Raw genomic sequence first — 19,304 nt, 5'->3', positions numbered from 1 at the left:
CCATGCGGGATCGGGTCGCGGTGTTCGTCGTCTTCGCGCTCAACGGCCTCGCGCTGGGGTCCTGGGCGTCGCGCACCCCCGCGCTCGCGGCCCAGGTGCACGCCTCGCCCGGCGTCTTCGGCCTGGCGCTGCTGGGCGCCAGCGTCGGGATGTTCGCCGCCGCGTCGGTGGCCGGCCGGATCATCGAACGGGCCGGCGCGCGCGTGGTCGTCGCCGGCAGCACCGCGAGCGCGGCCGGCTCGATGGTGCTCGTCGGGTTCGCGCCCACCGTGCCGCTGCTCGCCGGCGCCCTGCTCCTGATCGGCGCGAGCGTTGGGATGCTCGACGTCGCGATGAACGTCGCCGCGGTCGCTGTCGAACGCCGTATCGGCCGCGCGATCATGCCGGAGTTCCACGCGGGGTTCAGCTTCGGCGCGCTCGCCGGTTCCCTGGCCGCGGGCCTCGCCGCCGGCCACGGCTGGTCCCCGGGGCGCCACCTGACCGTGGCCGCCGTCGTCGCCGTCGCGGTGCTGCTGCCCGTTCTTCGCGCGGTCCCCGGCAGCCGTCCCGAACACAGCGAAAAGCCCGAGCCGGGCCGGGCGCCGATCCGCCGTCCGGTGCTGTGGCTGCTCGCCGGGGTCGCGTTGTGCTCGGCGATCGCCGAAGGGGCGTCGTCGGACTGGTCCGCGCTGCTGATGACGGTCGAACGCGGCGTCGGCCAGGGCGCCGCGGCGCTCGCGTTCGCCGGCTTCCAGCTGGTCATGGCCCTGACCCGGCTCGCCGGCACGTACGCGCAACGCCGCTTCGGCCCCACCCGCTGCCTGGCCGCGGGGTCGGTCCTGGCCGCCGTCGGGCTGCTCGCCGCGGCCGCGATCCCGGTCGCCGCGGTCGGCTACGCCGGGTTCGCGCTCGCCGGCGCGGGACTGGCCGCGTCCTTCCCGATGGCGCTGAGCCTGGCCGGCGACGCCGGGAAACGAGGCGGCGGCGAGCGCGAGATCGGTTTCGTCTCGGCCGTCGCCTACACCGGGTTCCTCGCCGGCCCACCGATCGTCGGCGGCATCGCGCAGGTGTCGGACTACGGCGTGGCGTTCGGGTTCGTCGCGCTGGTCGCCGCGCTGATCCTGCCCGCCGCCCTCGGTGCCCGGAGGGCCCGACGCCGGGAAGACGCGGCCGCGGGTGTTCGCTGAACCTCAGCCGTGCGGCATCGGACGCCGGTTCAGCGCGTCTTCGCCCAGCGGCCGCGGGTACCAGCCCAGCCGGGCTCCCAGCTCCCGCACGCGGCCCCCGCCGAGCGGTGGGAAGGCGGCCGGCGCGGTGCCCACCGTGCCCGGCACGAGGACCCGGACCACCCGGACGCCGTCCTCGGCCGCTTCCGGCGTGGTCAGGTCGACGTAGAGGACGTCGTGGCCGGCGTCCGCGACTTTCGCGTGCAGGGCGGCCAAGGAGTCGTCGACCGGTCGCGGGATCGCTTCCCAGCCGACGGTGGGACCGCCCGTCGCCCACGCGAGAGCGGCTTCCCCGGCGCGCGGGTCGAGGTGCAGCTGCTGGTGGCACAGCAGCTCGACGAAGTCGGCGGAGTCCTCGCGGTACAGGTCGGCGTAGTCCCGTTCCGCCCGCCACGGACGCAGGGGACTGCCGGCGGCGATCATCGCCGACACGGCGTCGGGGTCGTCGAGCGTCCGGCACGTGATCTGCAGCGTGTACGCCTCGGCCAGCGCTTTCAGCGCGGCCTCTTCGGGGTCGGGCCGCATCGCGGTGCCCACGGTCAGCCAGCCTTCGGGGGAGCGGACGGCGGCGGCGAGCACCGGGACGTCGAACGCGTTGCCGATCGCCCAGAAGTGGACCTCACCGGTCGCGAGCCGGGCCAGCCGCGGGGTCGGGGCCAGGGTGGGCTGGGGCGCTCCGTTGAGCCACCAGATCGTCGTGGCGTCGTGCTCGACGATCTCCTGGAGCCCGGATCGGATCGCGTCTTCGAGGGTCGGGCCGGCGGCCGTGCCGCCGATCACCGGAAACGCGTGGACCGGTTCCTCGACGGGCTTGGCCACGTGCGGCCAGTCCGTGTGGACCGCGAACGCGGGCACGAGGACCTCGCTGCCGTCGCGCAGTGACGTCGCGCGGACCCAGTGCACCGGGGACGACGAGGAGAACGGGGTCAAGGGGAACCCCGGGGTGGCGTACTGGCGGTCCGAGTAGAGGGCCAGCCGGTCGGGCGCGAGCGCGGTCGAGCCGCGCGAGACCAGGTCGGCGTAGGTGCCGTGGATCAGCTCCCCGGGGGCGGGCGGCCAGATGCCGCAGTAGCGCTCGATCGCTTCGCCCCAGGCGGAAAGCCGGGCGTGGCCGGGGTCGTCCCAGGAAGTGCCGAAGCCTTGCAGGTCGCCCTGCCAAGGGACTTCCGCGCGCACGTCCCGGATGTCGGCCACCGCCAGGTGCAGCTCCGCGGGGGTGCCCGCGAAGCCGGCGAAGGACCGCAGCTGCGTGACGATCGGGCCGGGGCCCGGCACGGAGCGGCGAGTGCCGCTCCGGCCGGGCAGCCCTTCGTGAACGGCGGTCATCAGGAGAGGGACGCCGAACGGCACGTCTTGACGACCAGCTGCTCGGCCGGGAGCGAAGCCGACCGGCAGGTCTTCACGGTGAGGCTCGCCGCGACGCAGGTGTTGACCGCGAGGCGAGCCGTGACACACGTGTTGACCGCGAGGCGGGCCGTGACACACGTGTTGACCGCGAGGCGGGCCGCGACGCAGGTGTTGACCGCGAGGCTCGCCGGCACGCAGTTCGACGGGGTCAGGGTGGCGGTGCGGCAGGTCTTGACGACGTACTGCTGCTGCATCATGGTGCTATCCTTTCGAGTGGTTGCCCGCCACCGTTTTCGGTGGCCGGTGCCGGGGAGTTCTCCCCGTCCCGCGCGGTAGAGGCGCCAACCTCGCGCGGGAGCTTGGTGCCGCTGCCGGTCGCGTACGCGAAACCGGCGGCGGCCAGAGCGCCGAGCACGGCGCAGGCGAGCCAGACCGAGGCCGGGCCGCCGCTCTCCAGCAGCCATCCGCCCCCGATGGGACCGAGCAGGGCCGCGGCCGACCACGCTCCGGTGTAGAGAGCCGCGTACCGGCCGCGGCTGCGCCCGGGTGCCCGGTCCGCGGCCACGGCGCTGCCGGTGGGCATCTGCAGGATTTCTCCCACGGTCCACACCAGGGCGACGACCGCGTAGCCGAGCAACCCGTCCGCGACCGCGTTGAGCCCGAAACCCCACCCGATCAGCAGGGCGCTGCCCACGAGGATCGCCCGGCGGGAGTGCCGGCGCGCCCACCGCGTCAGGGGTATCTGCAGGAGCGCGATCAGCAGCCCGTTCAAGGCCTGGACGACTCCGTAGGTCCACGCGCCGAGCCCCGCGCCGACCATGGCGATCGGCAGGGTCGTCGCGCTCTGCTCGTACACCGACGCGGCGGCCAGCGTGGCGAGCAGGAAGAACAGGAAGCGGCGGTCGATCCGCAGCGGGGAGCGTGCTTCGCGTGGTGCCCGCGAGGCCAGGACGGGCCGGGTTTCGGGCACCTTCAGCAGCACGACCAGCGCGCACAACGCCGTGGCCGCCGCGTCGGCGACGAAGACCAGCGTGTAGCCCTGGGTCACCATCAGTCCGGCGAGCGCCGCGGACGCCGCGACCCCGACGTTGACCGCCCAGTAGTTGAGGGAGAACGCCCTCGGCCGGTCGGCCGGCGGTACGACGTCCGCCAGTGCGGCGTTCATCGCCGGCCGGGCGGCCGTCGAGCCGGCCCCGACCGCGAGAGCCGCCACCTGGATCTGCCAGCGTCCGTCCGCCGTGCCCAGCGCGAGCATCGCCACGGCGGTGACCAGGTGCGCCAGCACGAGAGTCGGCCGTCGGCCCAGCCGGTCGGCGAGCACGCCGCCGACGACCGTGCCGAGCAGGCCACCGAGACCGATCAGCGCGATCACGAATCCGGCGTAGGACACCGAGTAGCCGTGCCCCGCCGTGAGCGAGAGCGCCAGCACCGGGCGGGTGAAGGCGCCGGCCCAGTTGACCAGGACGCTGACCCAGATCCACCAGAAGACCGGTGGGAGGTCGAGGGGGCCTGAGCGCTGTTTTGTCGTGTTCGTCACCGCCAGGCCCCCTTCTCCTCCTGTGGATCTCCCGGTGAGCCGGCTGCCTTCCGTGTGGATTTCCCCTGGGAGGCGCATCCCGAACTCGTGGAAAAAGCATGGATCCGGACGGGCGTCCCGTACGTCTCTTCGATTGCGGCCCCTATCGCCGTGGCCCCGTTGACAGTGCGGAACCAAGCGGGGCAAGCTGAGCGCGTCGTAAACTGAAATGAATGAACCGACGTTACGAGTTCAGGTGGGCTGGTCAGGGTAGGGGCCTTGACCCGGGGAGGACGTCGTGAGGGTTGTGCTGCTCGGCGGCGCGGGGGCGCTCGCCGGCGGAGCCGGGCTCCCGCTCGTGCAGGGGGCGGTGCCGAGGCTCGTGCTCGTGCCGGTCGCGTTCCGGCTCGCCTTGTTCCTGCAAGCGATCTGGGCCGGCGGCCCGCTGGGCGCGCCGGTGCTCGGCCTGGCCATCGCGCTGTACCTCGTGCCGAACCTGGCCGAGGTGGCCTGGGTCTTCCACCGCAGCACCGGCATCCGGCCGGTGCTCGCCGCCGACACCGCGTACACGCTCGTCACGAGCTTCGCCGCGGCGCTGTTCGCACCGAGTCTGCTTCCGCTGACCTGGCCGAACATCATGGGCACGGTCATGGTCTGGACGCTGCTGCGCGGCGCCCCCGCCGGGGCCATCGCGATCACCGGCGCCGTGCTCCTGCGCTACGGCATGGCCGTGGTGTCCGGGACGGCGGCGCCCGCCACGTGGATCGTGCTCGCCCTGGTCGCGGCCGCCGCGACGGCGCTGGCGATCGTCATGCTGGTCGCCGGCTCGATGCGGTTCGCGCACCGGCTGGGGGAGCAGCGCGGCCGGGCCGCCGAACGCGAGCGGCACCGCCGCGACGTCCACGACACCGTCCTGCAGGTGATGGAGTCGCTCGCGCTGCCGGCGCCCCGCGACGCGCTCGACCCGGTCGGCAGCCTCGACCAGGTCCGCAGCATCGCCCGCGCGCACGCCCTGCGCCTGCGGCTGAGCCTCGACGGCGACGCGCCCGCCGAGCCGGGCGGCCTCGAACACCGCCTCGGCGCGCTCGCGGTCGAGATGACGGCGGAAGGCCTGCGCGTCGACCTCGTCCCGCTCGCGAAGCCGTCCGACGTCCCCGAGAGCGTCGTCAACTCACTTCACGACGCCGCTCGCGAAGCACTGCGAAACACCTTGAAGCACGCGAAAACGTCGAAAGCCGTCATGTGCCTCGAAGAGCACGACGGCGTCGTGACGGTCTCCGTGCGCGACCACGGAACGGGTTTCGACGTCGGCGCGCGCCGCGGCGGCTTCGGCATCGAGAACTCGATCCACGCCCGGATGGCCGAGATCGGCGGCACCGCGCGGATCGACTCGGCGCCCGGCCAGGGCACCCGCGTCGTGCTGACCGCGCCGCTACAGCTGCGTTTCCCCGTCGGGTGAGTCGCGCCACTGCGCGAACGGGCGGTCCAGCGACCACTTGCCGTCGGACTCGGAGAGGACGCGGTACTCGCAGGTCGCCGGGTTGGACAGCGACTCGAACAGCTCGATGCTCCAGCCGAACAGCCGGCGGCACAGCAGCCGCAGCGTGAGCCCGTGCGACACGATCAGGACCGTCTCGGGGTGACTTTCGTCGCGCAGGCGGAGGTCCGAGAGGAACGCCGCGACGCGGTCGTCGACGTCCGCGCCCGACTCGCCGAAGGGCAGCCGGTAGAAGAAGTGCCCGAACTCGTTGCGCCGCGCCTTCTGGACCTCCTGGTCGGCCGGGTCCTGCAGGTTGCCCCAGTCCTGCTCGCGCAGCCGCGGCTCCTGCAGCAGCCGCTCGCACGACGCCCGGATGTCCAGCAGCCGCAACGTCTCCCGCGTGCGCAGGTACGGGCTGACGTACACCGCGGGCCGCTCGCCGTCGAGCAGCCGGGCGATCTCCGGACCGGCGGCAAGCGCTTCCCGCCTGCCCTTTTCGGTCAGCGGCAGGGCGTGGTCGGGGATGCGCGTGTAGGCGAGCTCGTCGACGTTGCCGAGCGACTCGGCGTGCCGCAGGAGGATCATTCGCACGCTCCCATCCTGCCCGTCACACGGGCCTGACCGGGGCTGGGCATACCCTCAGTGGCGTGTCCGCGACGAAATCCGACGTCCCCACCCAGCGCCGGGCCAGCGTGCTGCCCCTGCTCGCGGTCGGCGTGCTCCTGGCCGCCGTCGTCGCGATCGGGCTGATCGCGCTCACCGGCGGGGCCGGGTACGTCATCGCCGGCCTGCCGGATCCGGGGCTGGTCACCAAGTACGGCATCACGGTCATGCGCGTGCTGTCCGAAGCCGCGTCGGTGATCTGCGTCGGCTCGCTGCTGCTGGCCGCGTTCCTGGTGCCGCCGCAGAAGTCGGGCACGCTCGGCCCCGAGGGCTACGGCGCCCTGCGCGCGGCCGGCGTCGCCGCTTGGGTGTGGTTCGGCGCGGCCCTGCTCTCGGTCGCGTTCACCGCCGCCGACACCGCGGGGAAGCCGTTCGGCGACGTCCTCGACCCGCAGACGCTGCTCGACCTCGTCGGCGCCATCGAGCAGCCGAAGGCCTGGCTGTGGACGGCGCTGATCGCCGTCCTCGTCGCTCTCGGCTGCCGGCTCGCGCTGTCCTGGGGCTGGACGGCCGTGCTGTTCTTCCTGGCCGTCGGCGGGCTGATCCCGGTCGCCGTCACCGGCCACTCGGCCAGCGGCGGCTCGCACGACGTCGCCACCAACAGCCTGCTGTTCCACCTCGTCGCCGCGTCCTTCTGGGTCGGCGGCCTGGTCGCCCTGCTGGCGCTGGGTTACCGCCGCGGCAGCCACCTGAGCCTGGCCGCGCAGCGGTTCTCGCGGCTGGCGCTGGTGTGCTGGATCGTGATGGCGATCTCCGGCGTGATCAACGCGCTCGTCCGGATCGGCTTCAACGACCTCTTCACGACCGATTACGGCCTCCTGGTGGTCGCCAAGACGGTCGCGCTGCTGCTGCTCGGGGTCTTCGGCCACCAGCAGCGGCAGAAGGGCGTCAAGGACCTCGTCGACGGCAAGGGCGGCGCGCAGCTGCTGCGCCTGGCCGCGGTCGAGATCCTGATCATGTTCGTCACCATCGGGATCGCCTCCGGGCTGGCCAGGACGCCGCCACCGGCGGACGCGGTCACCCAGCCGTCCACCACCGAGCTGCTCATCGGCTACAACCTCGACGGCGCGCCGACGGTCTGGCGGCTGCTCTTCGACACCCGCTTCGACCTGGTCTACGGCACGCTGGCGCTCGTCCTCGGCGGCCTGTACCTGGCCGGCGTGCGGCGGCTGCTGCGCCGCGGCGACACCTGGCCGGTCGGCCGCACGGTCGCGTGGATCGTCGGCTGCGTCGTGCTGCTGCTCGCGACGTCGTCGGGCATCGGCCGCTACGCGCCCGCGATGTTCAGCGTGCACATGGGCAACCACATGCTGCTGTCGATGGTGGCGCCGGTGCTGTTCGTGCTCGGCGGGCCGGTGACGCTCGCGCTGCGCGCCCTGCCCGCGGCCGGCAAGGACGCCCCGCCGGGACCGCGCGAGTGGATCGTCGCGGCGGTGCACTCGCCGGTGTCGCGGTTCCTGACCCACCCGGTCGTCGCGCTGCTGCTGTTCGTCGGCTCGTTCTACGCGCTGTACTTCTCCGGGCTGTTCGACAACGCGCTGAACTACCACTGGGCGCACCTGGCGATGAACGCGCACTTCCTGCTCGCCGGGTACGTCTTCTACTGGCCGGTGATCGGCGTCGACCCCTCGCCGCGGCGGATCCCGTACCTCGGCCGGCTCGGGATGATGTTCGCCGCGATGCCGTTCCACGCCTTCTTCGGCGTGATCCTGATGAGCACGCAGACGGTGATCGGGCAGGCGTTCTACAGCCAGCTGCACCTGCCGTGGGTCACCGACCTGCTCTCGGACCAGCGGCTCGGCGGCGGCATCGCGTGGGCGTCCGGCGAGCTCCCGGTGCTGCTCGTGCTGATCGCGCTGCTGGTGCAGTGGTCGCGCCAGGACGAGCGCGAGGCGAAGCGGCGTGATCGGCGCGAAGCGGTGACGGGCGACGAGGAGCTGAACGCCTACAACGCGATGCTGAAGAACCTCGCGGACGGGAAGCGACCCTCGGGTTCCAGTTGAGGTTGAGGGCTCGGCCGGGCGCGGAAAACAGCGCTTCCGGTGACCCGGGACTGACTTTCGGTAGTCCGACGGTGACCGGCGTCGAGCCGCGATCAGGTGCGCTCTACGATCGTCGGTATGGCCGAGTTCATCTACACCATGAAGAAGGTGCGCAAGACCGTCGGGGACAAGGTCATCCTCGACGACGTCAGCACCGCGTTCTACCCCGGCGCCAAGATCGGCGTGGTCGGGCCGAACGGTGCCGGTAAGTCCACCGTTCTCAAGATCATGGCGGGGATCGAGCAGGCCAGCAACGGCGAAGCGTTCCTCCAGCCGGGCGCGAGCGTGGGCATCCTCATGCAGGAGCCGGTGCTCAACGAGGAGAAGACGGTCCGGGGGAACGTCGAAGAGGGCCTCGGCGAGATCAAGACCAAGCTGGACCGCTACAACGAGATCGCCGAGCTGATGGCGACCGACTACAGCGACGCCCTGATGGAGGAGATGGGCCAGCTCCAGGAGGAGCTGGACCACGCCGACGCCTGGGAGCTCGACTCGACCGTCGAGCAGGCGATGGACGCGCTGCGCTGCCCGCCGCCCGAGGAGGGTGTCTCGCACCTCTCCGGGGGTGAGCGCCGCCGCGTCGCGCTGTGCAAGCTGCTGCTGTCCGCGCCCGACCTGCTGCTGCTCGACGAGCCCACCAACCATCTGGACGCCGAAAGCGTCCTGTGGCTGGAGCAGTTCCTGGCCCGCTACGCCGGCGCCGTCCTCGCCGTCACCCACGACCGGTACTTCCTGGACAACGTGGCCCAGTGGATCATGGAGCTGGACCGCGGCCGCGTCGTCGGATACGAGGGCAACTACTCGACGTACCTGGAGAAGAAGCGCGAGCGCCTCGAGGTCCAGGGCAAGAAGGACGCGAAGCTCGCCAAGCGCCTGAAGACCGAGCTCGAGTGGGTGCGGTCCAACGCGAAGGCCCGGCAGACCAAGTCCCGGTCGCGGCTCGACCGCTACGAGGAGATGGCGGCGGAGGCGGACAAGCACCGCAAGCTCGACTTCGAAGAGATCCAGATCCCGCCGGGCCCGCGGCTGGGCAACGTCGTGGTCGAGGTCGAGAAGCTCAAGAAGGGCTTCGACGACCGCGTTCTCATCGACGGCCTGTCGTTCGACCTGCCGCGCAACGGCATCGTCGGCGTGATCGGCCCGAACGGCGTCGGCAAGACGACGCTGTTCAAGACCATCGTCGGGCTCGAGGAGCCGGACGACGGCGTGGTCAAGATCGGCGAGACGGTCAAACTGTCCTATGTGGACCAGAACCGCGGCGGGATCGACCCGAAGAAGACCGTCTGGCAGGTCGTCTCCGACGAGCTGGACTACATCCACGTCGGCCAGACCGAAATGCCGTCGCGCGCGTACGTCAGCGCGTTCGGCTTCAAGGGCCCGGACCAGCAGAAGCCGGCGGGTGTGCTCTCCGGTGGTGAGCGCAACCGGCTCAACCTGGCGCTGACGCTCAAGCAGGGCGGGAACCTGATCCTGCTCGACGAGCCGACGAACGACCTGGACGTCGAGACGCTGGGCTCGCTGGAGAACGCGCTGGAGCAGTTCCCCGGCTGCGCCGTCGTGATCTCCCACGACCGGTGGTTCCTCGACCGGGTCGCGACGCACATCCTGGCCTGGGAAGGCACCGACGAGAACCCCTCGCAGTGGTTCTGGTTCGAGGGCAACTTCGAAGGGTACGAGAAGAACAAGGTGGAGCGGATGGGCGCCGAGGCCGCCCGCCCGCACCGTGTCACCCACCGCAAGCTGACCCGCGACTGAGGGGGCGGGTTTCCCCGTGGAAGCCAGCGAACAGCACCGGACGGGCCCGCTCTCCCAGAAGGAGGGCGGGCGTTCCGTCCATGCCGGGGAAACCCTCTCCGCAGTCGGCCGGCTGATCGAACGCGCGGACGCGCTGCACCTGCGCGCGCCCGAACTCGCGCTGGTCCTCGGGGAGCGCGCGGCCGCGCTCTCGGAGGCCGCCGGCGCCGACGAGCAGTGGATCCGGGCCGAGAGCCTGGTCGTCTCCGCGCGCGTCCGCCTCGGGATGCGCCCGGGCACGGTCGGGCGCGCGGTCGCGGCCCTGCGCGCGGCCGAGCACGCCGGCTACGGCGACATCGCCGCCCGGCTGCGCATCGACCTCGCCGTCTGCGCCCGCAGCCTGGGCGTGCCGCTGACCGGCCTCGCCGCGCTGCGGCCGGTGCTCACCGACCCGGTCGTCTCGCCGGTGCACCGCGCCGCCGCGTTGACGCACCTGGTCGGCTGCCTCGGGTTGCTGGGGCGCAAGGCGGAGCTGGACCGCGTGCTCGTCGAGGCGGACAAGCTCGTCCTCGGCGACGAGTCACTGGGCGCCGACACCCAGCTGCTGGTGCGGGCGCTGCTGCGCGTCGGCACGGCGGCGCACCGGCGTCGCCACGGAGATTTGACGGCCGCGGCGGATGCCGCACGGACCGGGCTGGGCTTCCTGGAGAAGCTGGCCAACCCGGCCGACGACGGTGGTCTCGTCCGGATCCGGCTGGTTTTGCTGCTGGTCAGCACGCTGCTCGACCGCGGCGACGCGGAAATGGCGTACGAGATCGCCGAGCCGGTGCTGGCCGAGCCGGTGCGCGCGGCCGGGGTCGCGCCGATGGGCTGGCTGCGGCTGGCCGTCGCGACGCGCATCCACCTGCCCGCGGGCGCCGGGGAGGCGGCCACCGAGCAGGTCCGCGAAGCCGTCGCGAGCACCGACCGGCACGGCCTGTCCGCGGTGACCGCGCGGTTGTGGCTGGAGCTGGCGCAGCTGGAGGAACGGTTCGGGCAGGCCGAAGAAGCCATCGCGTGCCTGTATCGCTCGAGGGCCGCGGAGCAGTTGCACGCGCGGTCCCGGCGGCAGGCGTGCAACGTGCTGGCCGGCGAGTTCGGCACGGGCGAGCCGGCGTCGATCGACCTCGACGAGGTGCTGAAGGCGGTGCCCTCCGGGGCTTCGCCTCGAGCCGGGGGCGTCGTCACCCGGACTGCCGAAAGCGGGGTGCCGTCGCGGCCGGTTCCGGCCGAGCCCGCGGTCGTTTCGCCCGCACCCGCACCGAAGGCTCCGGCTTGGTCGTTCGGCCGCGAGGAGACGCCGGAGCCGCGGCAGCCGGCACCCGCGTGGTCGTTCGAACGGCCGCGGGTGACCGCGGACGCCGCCGAGACGTCGGTGATGCCGGCGGTGCGGGACGAACCGGCCGAGCCGCGCGTGCGCCCGGAGCCGGTGGTCGGGGAACGGCGGCGTCCCGAGCCGGCCGAGGTCCAGCCGCCGGGGCGGCGGCGGGCGCCCGAGGTCCCGGCGGAGCCGATCGAGGTGCGGTCGGCACCGGCCGAGCCGGAACGCCGGCGTGAGCCGGAACCGGTCGAGGTGCGGTCGGCTCCGATCGAGCCCGCACGCCGGCGTGAGCCGGAACCGGTCGAGGTGCGGTCGGCTCCGAGCGAGCCCGTGCGCCGGCGTGAGCCGGAACCGATCGAGGTCCGGTCGGAGCCGGCCCGTCTGCCCGCGCTGGAGCCGATCGAGGTTCCCGTCGAGCCGGAACGCCGTCCTGAGCCCGTCGAACCCGTGTACCGGCGTGAGCCGATCGAGGCGCGATCGGCTTCCGTCGACCCGCCGTGGCGGCGTGAGTCGCCCGGCCAGGCACCGCAGATCCCCGCCGAACCCGCGTCCGGACGCCGGCGGGCGCCGGAGGTCCGCGACGAGCCGATCGAAGTCAGCTCCGAACCGGCGCCCGCCCCCGAGCCGGCGCCGCCGGAAAGCGAAAAGCCCAAGTTCTCCTGGGCGGCCCTCGCCGAAGCGCGGCTGCGGGAGACCGCCGCCGAACGGGATTCGGCGCCCACGCGCGTCACGCCCGCCTTGCCGCTCGCGCCCGAGCCCGCCGAAGAGCGGGAGCCGCGGCGCGAACCGCAGCCGTCGACGCGGCACGACGCCGAGCACGGTTCCGAGGCCGCCCGGTCGGTGCTGGACCGGCTGGGGATCGCCTCGTCGGGCGGCGCGAGCGGCGGACGGCGCCGGGCCGAGGACGCCGAGAGCCGCGCGGAGGAGCCGCCACCGCGGCCCGAGCCGGAGCTGGCCCCGCCGCCGCGTCCGGAGGACGAACCGCCGTCGGTGCCGGACTACCGCGACGAAGCCGAGCCCTGGCTGCCGCGGCTGCGCATGCCGCCGTCGCTGGAGCCGATGGAGGACTTCGGCCACTGGACCCCGGCGACGGCGCCCTTCCCCGAGAGTTACGCACGCGCGATCGCGGAGGACGAGCCCCCGCCGGACGCGGGCCTCGCCGACCTCCTCGCCCGCGCGCTGGCGGAGCACCAGGCGGGCACCGCGAGCGCGGCGGCGCTCGTGAAGCAGCTGGGTTCGCAGGACACGGGCCGCCGCAACGGGCATGGCCGCAACGGTCACGGAGCCGAGGTCCCGGATTCCCGCCGTCACGGCTCAGGCGACTGACGCCCGTTCCGCCGAACCCGGACCCGCGCGCCGGCGGAGCACCAGGCGGGCGCCACGGCCGCGCTCGTGAAGCAGCTGGGTTCGCAGGACACGGGCCGCCGTAACGGGCACGGCCGCAACGGTCACGGAGCCGGAGTTCCGGACTCCCGCCGTCACGGTTCGGGCGACTGACGCGGGTTCGCCCGTTCCGCCGAACCCGGACCCGCGCGCCGAAGGACCCCTATTCGTCGCCGACTTGCCGCACCTCCGAACCGAGTGGCGTGCGTCGCACTCCGGGGTCGCCGACCGGCCGACAGCCTTCGCCGAACGGCACGCGCGCGGCTCGTCTGAACCGATCACGTCGGCTCCGCAGCAGGTAACGCCCGGCGAGCCCGGCTGGTCAGCGCCGGGGACCGCCCCGGAAGGCAACCCGTCAGTAGCTTGACCGATCACGCGAATCCGCTGGCCGGGCAAGGTTTTTCCGAGCTGGGGAACCCCCGGGTCTTCCTGCGATCCCCGGCCGCGGCGCATTAGTGTGGGGTGGTCCGGTTCACCGCCGAACCGGACCGGTACCACCCACGCACACTGGAGAGTTGCCTCGAATGAGCTCGACCGGAGTCTCGTCCCCACCCGGAACCGGAGCCGACACCGAACCCGAATTCGGCCGGCGTTCCCCGGCCAGCCCGGAGCAGATCAGGGACGACCTGATCGACGCCGCCGCCGGGCTCGCGCCGGAGATCGGGGAGCTGATCCGGCTCTACTACCGGCACATCCCGGCCGAGGAGATCGTCGGCGACGAGCCCGTCAACCTGGTCGGCGCGGTGCGCTCGCACCTGCAGCTCGCCAAGTCCCGGATGCCCGGCCGCCCGGCCGTGCGGCTGCTGAACCCGACCGTCGCCGAGGACGGGTGGGCGCGCGAAGCCACCGTCGTGCAGGTCGTCACCGACGACATGCCCTACCTCGTCGACTCGATCGCCGCCGAGTTCGCCCGTGACGGCGTGCAGGTGCAGCGGATCGTCCACCCGATCGTCGTCGTCAGCCGCGACCTGACCGGCGAGCTGCAGGACGTCCACCCCGACGCCGACCCGGCCGAGCCGCCCGCGAACTCGGCCGCCGAGTCGTGGATGTACATCGAGATCGACTTCGTCACCGACCCGAACCGGGCCCGCGAGCTCGACAACCGCCTCTCCAGCGTCCTCGGGGACGTCCGCGAGGTCGTCGAGGACGCCGAGAAGATGGCCCAGACCGCCTGCCAGCTGGCGAGCGAGCTCGAAACCGAGCCGCCGCACCTGCCGCAGGCCGAGGTCGCCGAGGGCGCCCGCCTGCTGCGGTGGCTGGCCGACGGCCACTTCACCTTCCTCGGTTACCGCCGCTACGAGCTGGTCGAGAACCCGCACCCGGACGCCGACGAGCCCGCCCTGCGCGCGGTTCTCGCGTCCGGCCTCGGCGTGCTGCGCCAGGACAGCCTCGCCGCCCGCGGCCTCACCGCGGGCCCGGACACCGCCGCGTCCGCGCTGGCGCCGTCGCTGCTGGTGCTGACCCAGGCGAGCGCGCCTTCGACCGTGCACCGGCCGGTCTACCCGTACTACGTCGGCGTGAAGACCTTCGACGCCGAGGGCAAGGTCACCGGCGAGCACCGCTTCCTCGGCATGTTCACCACCACCGCGCTGCACGAGAACGTCCTCGACATCCCGGTGGTGTGCAACCGCGTCCGCGAGGTCATCCACCGCGCCGGGTTCCCGATGGAGTCGTTCTCCGGCCAGCGGATGCTCGAGGTGCTGCAGAACTGGCCGCGCGCCGACCTGTTCTCCGCCGACACCGACTCGCTGTACTCGACGACGACCGGCGCGATCACGCTGTCGGACCGCCGCCGGCTGCGGCTGTTCCTGCGCCGCGACCCGTACGGCCGCTTCTACTCCTGCCTCGTCTACCTCCCGCAGGACCGCTACACGACGCGGTCGCGGCTGGCGATGCAGGAAGTCCTCCTCGAAGAACTCGAAGGCACCCAGCTCGAGTACAGCGCCCGGATCGGCGAAACCGTCCTCGCGCAGGTGCACTTCATGGTCCACACCGATCCCGCGCGCCGGCTGGAGCCGGACACGCAGCGGATCCAGGAGCGGCTGAACGACGCCGTCCGCAGCTGGGACGACCGGATGGTCGAGGCGGTCCTCGACGAGCGCCGCGAGCAGTCGGACGGCGGCGTGGCCGTCGGCGTCCTCGGCGAGGAGTCGGCGACCGAGCAGGGCCAGCGCTTCGCGACCGTCTTCCCGGAGGGCTACAAGGAGGACTTCTCGGCCCGCGAGGCGCTGGCCGACCTCCGCTCCCTCGACTCGCTGACCGACGAGGGCGATCTCGCGCTGTCGTTCTACCGGCCGTCCGACGCCGAGCCGGGCGAACGGCGCTTCAAGCTGTACCTGCGCGGCGAGGGCGTGACCCTGTCCAAGGTGCTGCCGGTGCTGCAGGCCATGGGCGTCGAGGTGGTCGACGAACGGCCGTACGAGCTGCACCGCGAAGACGGCGGCGCCTGCTGGATCTACGACTTCGGCCTGCGCGTCGCCCAGAAGATGCTCGACGAGACCGACGACCACGCGGTCGACCAGCTACGCGGCCGGTTCCAGGACGCCTTCGAGGCCGCCTGGCGCGGGGACGCCGAGGTGGACGGGCTCAACGGCCTGGTCCTGCGCGCCGGGCTCACCTGGCGGCAGGTGGCCGTGCTGCGGGCGTACTCGCGGTACCTGCGCCAGGCCGGCAGCGCGTTCTCCCAGGACTACATCCAGAACACGCTGGTGAACCACACCCAGGTCGCCACGAAGCTGCTGCGGTTGTTTGAGGCCCGCTTCGACCCGCACCTGGGCGACGCCGACCGCGAAGCGGCCACCGACGCGCTCGCCGGCGAGCTGAGCGCGATGATCGACGAGGTCACCAGCCTCGACGAAGACCGCATCCTGCGCCGGCTGATGGCCGTCATCCGGGCCACGCTGCGGACGAACTACCACGTCCGCGACCACGACGGGAACTCCCGGCAGTACCTGGCGATCAAGCTCGACCCGGCCGGCGTGCCCGACCTGCCCGAGCCGCGGCCGCGGTTCGAGATCTTCGTGTACTCGCCGCGCGTCGAAGGCGTGCACCTGCGCTTCGGCGAGGTCGCGCGCGGTGGCCTGCGCTGGTCGGACCGGCGTGAGGACTTCCGCACCGAGATCCTCGGCCTGGTCAAGGCGCAGGCGGTGAAGAACGCGGTGATCGTGCCGGTCGGCGCGAAGGGCGGCTTCGTCGTGAAGCGCCCGCCCGCCGCGACCGGCGACGCGAGCATCGACCGCGACGCCCAGCTCAACGAGGGCATCGCCTGCTACCGCATGTTCATCTCCGGCCTGCTCGACCTGACCGACAACCGGATCGAGGGCAAGACCGTGCCCGCGCCGGGTGTCGTCCGGCACGACGCCGACGACTCGTACCTGGTCGTCGCCGCCGACAAGGGCACCGCGAAGTTCTCCGACATCGCGAACGAGGTCTCGGCGCAGTACGGCTTCTGGCTCGGCGACGCGTTCGCCTCCGGCGGTTCGGTCGGCTACGACCACAAGGCCATGGGCATCACCGCGAAGGGGGCCTGGGAGAGCGTCAAGCGGCACTTCCGCGAGCTGGGCAAGGACACCCAGACCGAGGACTTCACCGTCGTCGGCATCGGCGACATGATGGGCGACGTCTTCGGCAACGGCATGCTGCTGTCCGAGCACATCCGGCTCGTCGCGGCGTTCAACCACATGCACGTGTTCCTCGACCCGCACCCGGACGCGGCGACGTCGTATGCCGAGCGCCGGCGTCTCTTCGACCTGCCGCGCAGCTCCTGGGACGACTACGACCGCTCGCTGATCAGCGAAGGCGGCGGGATCTACCCGCGCACGGCGAAGTCGATCCCGATCAGCCCGCAGGTCCGCGCGTCGCTCGGCCTCGAAGAAGGCGTCACGGCGCTGGCGCCGATGGACCTCATCCAGGCCATCCTGCTGGCCCCGGTCGAGCTGCTGTGGAACGGCGGCATCGGCACCTACGTCAAGGCGGAGACCGAATCCCACGCCGCGGCCGGCGACAAGGCCAACGACGCCATCCGCGTCGACGGCAAGCAGCTGCGCGTCAAGGTCTTCGGCGAGGGCGGCAACCTCGGCCTCACCCAGCTGGGCCGGATCGAGTTCGCCCGGGGCGGCGGCAAGATCAACACCGACGCGCTCGACAACTCGGCCGGCGTCGACTGCTCCGACCACGAGGTCAACATCAAGATCCTGCTCGACCACCTCGTGCAGACCGGCAAGCTGGAGCGCGAGCAGCGCAACGAGCTGCTGGAAGAGATGACCGACGAGGTCGGCGCCCTGGTGCTCAAGGACAACTACCGGCAGAACGCCGTCCTCGGCGTCAGCCGGGCGCACGCCGCGCCGATGCTGTCGGTGCACGCGCGCCAGGTGCAGGCGCTGGTGTCGGCGGGCGCGTTCGACCGCAAGCTCGAAGCGCTGCCGAGCAACTCGGAGTTCCGCGAGCTGGAGAAGGCGGGCAAGGGCCTCACCTCGCCGGAGCTGGCGACGCTGCTCGCGCACGTCAAGCTGGAGCTGAAGGACGAGCTGCTGGCCAGCGACCTGCCCGACTCGAAGGTGTTCGCGGCCCGGCTGCCCGAGTACTTCCCGAAGCCGTTGCAGGAGCGGTTCGGCTCCGCGATCGGCGAACACCCGCTGCGCCGCCAGATCATCACCACGCTGATCGCCAACGAGGTGGTCGACGGCGGCGGCATCTCGTTCGTCTACCGGCTGATGGAGGAGATGAACGCGACCGCGACCGACGCGGTGCGCGCGTACGCCGTGGTCACGCGCGTGTTCGACCTGCCGGCCCTGTGGCAGGAGATCGACGCGCTCGACAACGTCGTGCACACCGACGTCGCCGACGCGATGGTGCTGGAGACGCGCCGGCTGCTCGACCGGGCCGCGCGCTGGTTCCTCACCAACCGGCCGCAACCGCTGGCGCCGCTGTCGGAGATCAAGCGCTTCGGCCGTGTGCTGGGCGAACTGGTCCCGAAGATCGGCGACCTGCTGCGCGGCCGGGAAGCGGAGTCGGTGGAGAAGCACGTGAGCGAGCTGATCGCCGCGAACGTGCCGGACGGGCTGGCCCGCCGCGTCTCGCTGCTGCTGCACACGTTCGGCCTGCTGGACGTCACCGAGGTCGCCGAGCTCGCCGAGCAGCAGATCGGCGTCGACGCGACGCACAGCCCGGCCGAGACCGCGGAGCTGTACTACGCGCTTTCGGACCACCTGGACGTCGACAAGATGCTGACCGAGATCAGCGCGCTCGAACGCGGCAACCGCTGGCACGCGCTCGCCCGGCTTTCGCTGCGCGACGACGTCTACGGTTCGCTGCGCGCGATCACGCTGGACGCGTTGCGGCACAGCGACCCCGGCTCGTCCGGGGACGCGAAGATCGCCCAGTGGGAGAAGACGAACTCCTCACGCCTGCAGCGGGCGCGCGTCGCGCTGGAAGAGATCCACAACTCCGGCCGGCTCGACCTGGCGACGCTTTCGGTGGCCGCGCGGCAGATCCGGAGCACGGTGCGGTGACCTACGTTTCGCACGTCCGCCCGCGCTGGACGGACATGGACGTCTACGGCCACATCAACCACGCGAAGATGGTGACGCTGCTCGAAGAGGCGCGGATCCCGCTGCTGTTCGAAGGGGCCGTCGTGGCCGGGCTCGAGCAGCTGCCCAAGGGCATCGTCGTGGTCAAGCTGGAGGTGGCCTACAAGGCGCCGATCGTGGTGTCGGGGCAGCAGCTGCGCGTGGACATCGACCTGACGGAGCTGCGGGCGGCGAGCTTCACGCTGGCCTACCGGGTCCACACCGGGCCGGCCGCGGACGACCCGGTGGCGGTGACGGCGGAGACGGTGCTGGCGCCGTACGACACGGTCGCGCTGCGGCCGCGTAGGCTCAGCCCCGCCGAGTCGGAGTTTCTGAAGCAGGGGTTCGCGGATGCCTGAGTTGTTCGTGCCGGACGCGGCCGACCGGGAGACCCTCGGCGCGTTCGTCGCCCGCGCGGTCCGGCTGGACGGCGCCACCGCCGTCCGGCTGCGCCAGCGCGGTGACGGCGTGGTCGAGGCATGGACGGCGACGCCGTTCGAGTGCTTCGCGACGCGCGCGGTCGCCGGTGACGTCACCCCCGGCGACGTCACGGTGTCCGGCAACGAGCTCTTGGCGGCCTTGACGGTGGCGGGCGGCCCGAAGATGGACCCGGGCCCGGCCCGTGACCTGCTGTGGCACGGCGAGCTGCCCCCGTCGGGCCGCTGGCCGCTGGTCGACGAGCTGCCGGCGCGCGTCGTCGCGGAGCTGGCCGACCGGGGCGTGACACTGGCCCGGGACAACGCCGGTCCGCACGGCAACCCACCGGCGTCGCTGATGGACCAGGCGGTGCTGACGGTGTCCGGCGAAGCGACCGAGGTCAAGGTCCAGATGCGCTGCCTGTTCGCGATGTCCGGGATGGGGTTCGTGGATTCGGACCTGACCGAGGACGTCGTCCGCGTGTCGGCGACGGATTCGTGGCTGCGCCTGGACGCGCGGTACGGCGCCATCGTGCGGCGGCGGCACGCGTTGTTGCCGTTGTTGTTCTGACGGATTCCTTACGGCGGCCA

General features: G+C 72.4%; 12 protein-coding genes. 8 read left to right on the top strand and 4 right to left on the bottom strand.

Annotated features, from left to right (window positions below; genetic code table 11):
* Positions 1-2 precede the first annotated feature (2 nt).
* Positions 3-1,166, top strand: a complete 1,164-nt coding sequence (locus ACIQWX_RS48140; protein WP_400886428.1) for an MFS transporter — start codon at positions 3-5, stop codon at positions 1,164-1,166.
* Between the two features lie 3 nt (positions 1,167-1,169).
* Here the strand turns inward: ACIQWX_RS48140 and ACIQWX_RS48135 are convergent, their stop codons facing one another.
* From ACIQWX_RS48135 to ACIQWX_RS48125, 3 genes are read right to left on the bottom strand one after another with little or no spacing between them, the layout of a single operon-like run.
* Positions 1,170-2,531 (bottom strand): YcaO-like family protein, encoded by a 1,362-nt coding sequence (locus ACIQWX_RS48135; RefSeq protein WP_400886426.1) that lies wholly within the window; start codon positions 2,529-2,531, stop codon positions 1,170-1,172.
* Positions 2,531-2,809 carry a hypothetical protein gene (locus tag ACIQWX_RS48130; RefSeq protein ID WP_400886423.1) on the bottom strand — a complete coding sequence of 93 codons (279 nt, stop codon included), beginning with the start codon at positions 2,807-2,809 and terminating at the stop codon, positions 2,531-2,533. Before ACIQWX_RS48130 ends, ACIQWX_RS48135 begins: the two co-directional genes overlap by 1 nt.
* Positions 2,806-4,089 carry an MDR family MFS transporter gene (locus tag ACIQWX_RS48125; RefSeq protein ID WP_400886421.1) on the bottom strand — a complete coding sequence of 428 codons (1,284 nt, stop codon included), beginning with the start codon at positions 4,087-4,089 and terminating at the stop codon, positions 2,806-2,808. Before ACIQWX_RS48125 ends, ACIQWX_RS48130 begins: the two co-directional genes overlap by 4 nt.
* Before the next feature lie 286 nt (positions 4,090-4,375).
* Here ACIQWX_RS48125 and ACIQWX_RS48120 point away from each other — a divergent pair, with 286 nt between their 5' ends.
* Positions 4,376-5,527: a sensor histidine kinase gene (locus ACIQWX_RS48120; RefSeq protein WP_400886617.1), complete on the top strand. Its 1,152-nt coding sequence runs from the start codon at positions 4,376-4,378 to the stop codon at positions 5,525-5,527.
* Here the strand turns inward: ACIQWX_RS48120 and ACIQWX_RS48115 are convergent.
* Positions 5,501-6,139, bottom strand: coding sequence for a phosphoglycerate mutase family protein (locus ACIQWX_RS48115; protein ID WP_400886418.1), 639 nt, complete (start codon positions 6,137-6,139; stop codon positions 5,501-5,503). The genes ACIQWX_RS48120 and ACIQWX_RS48115 overlap by 27 nt on opposite strands.
* A 56-nt stretch (positions 6,140-6,195) precedes the next feature.
* Between ACIQWX_RS48115 and ACIQWX_RS48110 the strand changes: the two genes are divergently transcribed.
* The 6 genes from ACIQWX_RS48110 to ACIQWX_RS48085 all read left to right on the top strand — a co-directional run bounded on the left by ACIQWX_RS48110 (position 6,196) and on the right by ACIQWX_RS48085 (position 19,284).
* Entirely contained in the window at positions 6,196-8,214 is a 2,019-nt protein-coding gene (locus tag ACIQWX_RS48110) for a cytochrome c oxidase assembly protein (protein WP_400886415.1), read from the top strand.
* 117 nt (positions 8,215-8,331) lie between these two features.
* Positions 8,332-10,008: an energy-dependent translational throttle protein EttA gene (gene ettA, locus ACIQWX_RS48105; protein WP_400886412.1), complete on the top strand. Its 1,677-nt coding sequence runs from the start codon at positions 8,332-8,334 to the stop codon at positions 10,006-10,008.
* Positions 10,009-10,024: 16 nt separating this feature from the next.
* On the top strand, positions 10,025-12,673 hold the full coding sequence (locus ACIQWX_RS48100) for a hypothetical protein (protein ID WP_400886410.1): 2,649 nt from the start codon (positions 10,025-10,027) through the stop codon (positions 12,671-12,673).
* A gap of 581 nt (positions 12,674-13,254) precedes the next feature.
* The gene (locus tag ACIQWX_RS48095) at positions 13,255-18,240 is read left to right on the top strand and encodes an NAD-glutamate dehydrogenase (RefSeq protein WP_400886406.1); all 4,986 of its coding nucleotides are present in this window, start codon (positions 13,255-13,257) and stop codon (positions 18,238-18,240) included.
* Positions 18,237-18,656, top strand: coding sequence for an acyl-CoA thioesterase (locus tag ACIQWX_RS48090; RefSeq protein WP_400886404.1), 420 nt, complete (start codon positions 18,237-18,239; stop codon positions 18,654-18,656). The genes ACIQWX_RS48095 and ACIQWX_RS48090 overlap by 4 nt, the downstream gene beginning before the upstream one ends.
* Positions 18,649-19,284 (top strand): hypothetical protein, encoded by a 636-nt coding sequence (locus ACIQWX_RS48085; RefSeq protein WP_400886402.1) that lies wholly within the window; start codon positions 18,649-18,651, stop codon positions 19,282-19,284. The genes ACIQWX_RS48090 and ACIQWX_RS48085 overlap by 8 nt, the downstream gene beginning before the upstream one ends.
* Positions 19,285-19,304 lie beyond the last annotated feature (20 nt).

The sequence above is a fragment of the Amycolatopsis sp. NPDC098790 genome (assembly GCF_044759945.1).
In the GTDB taxonomy this organism is placed as follows: Bacteria; Actinomycetota; Actinomycetes; order Mycobacteriales; family Pseudonocardiaceae; genus Amycolatopsis.
This window is presented reverse-complemented; position numbering and strand designations above follow the sequence as displayed.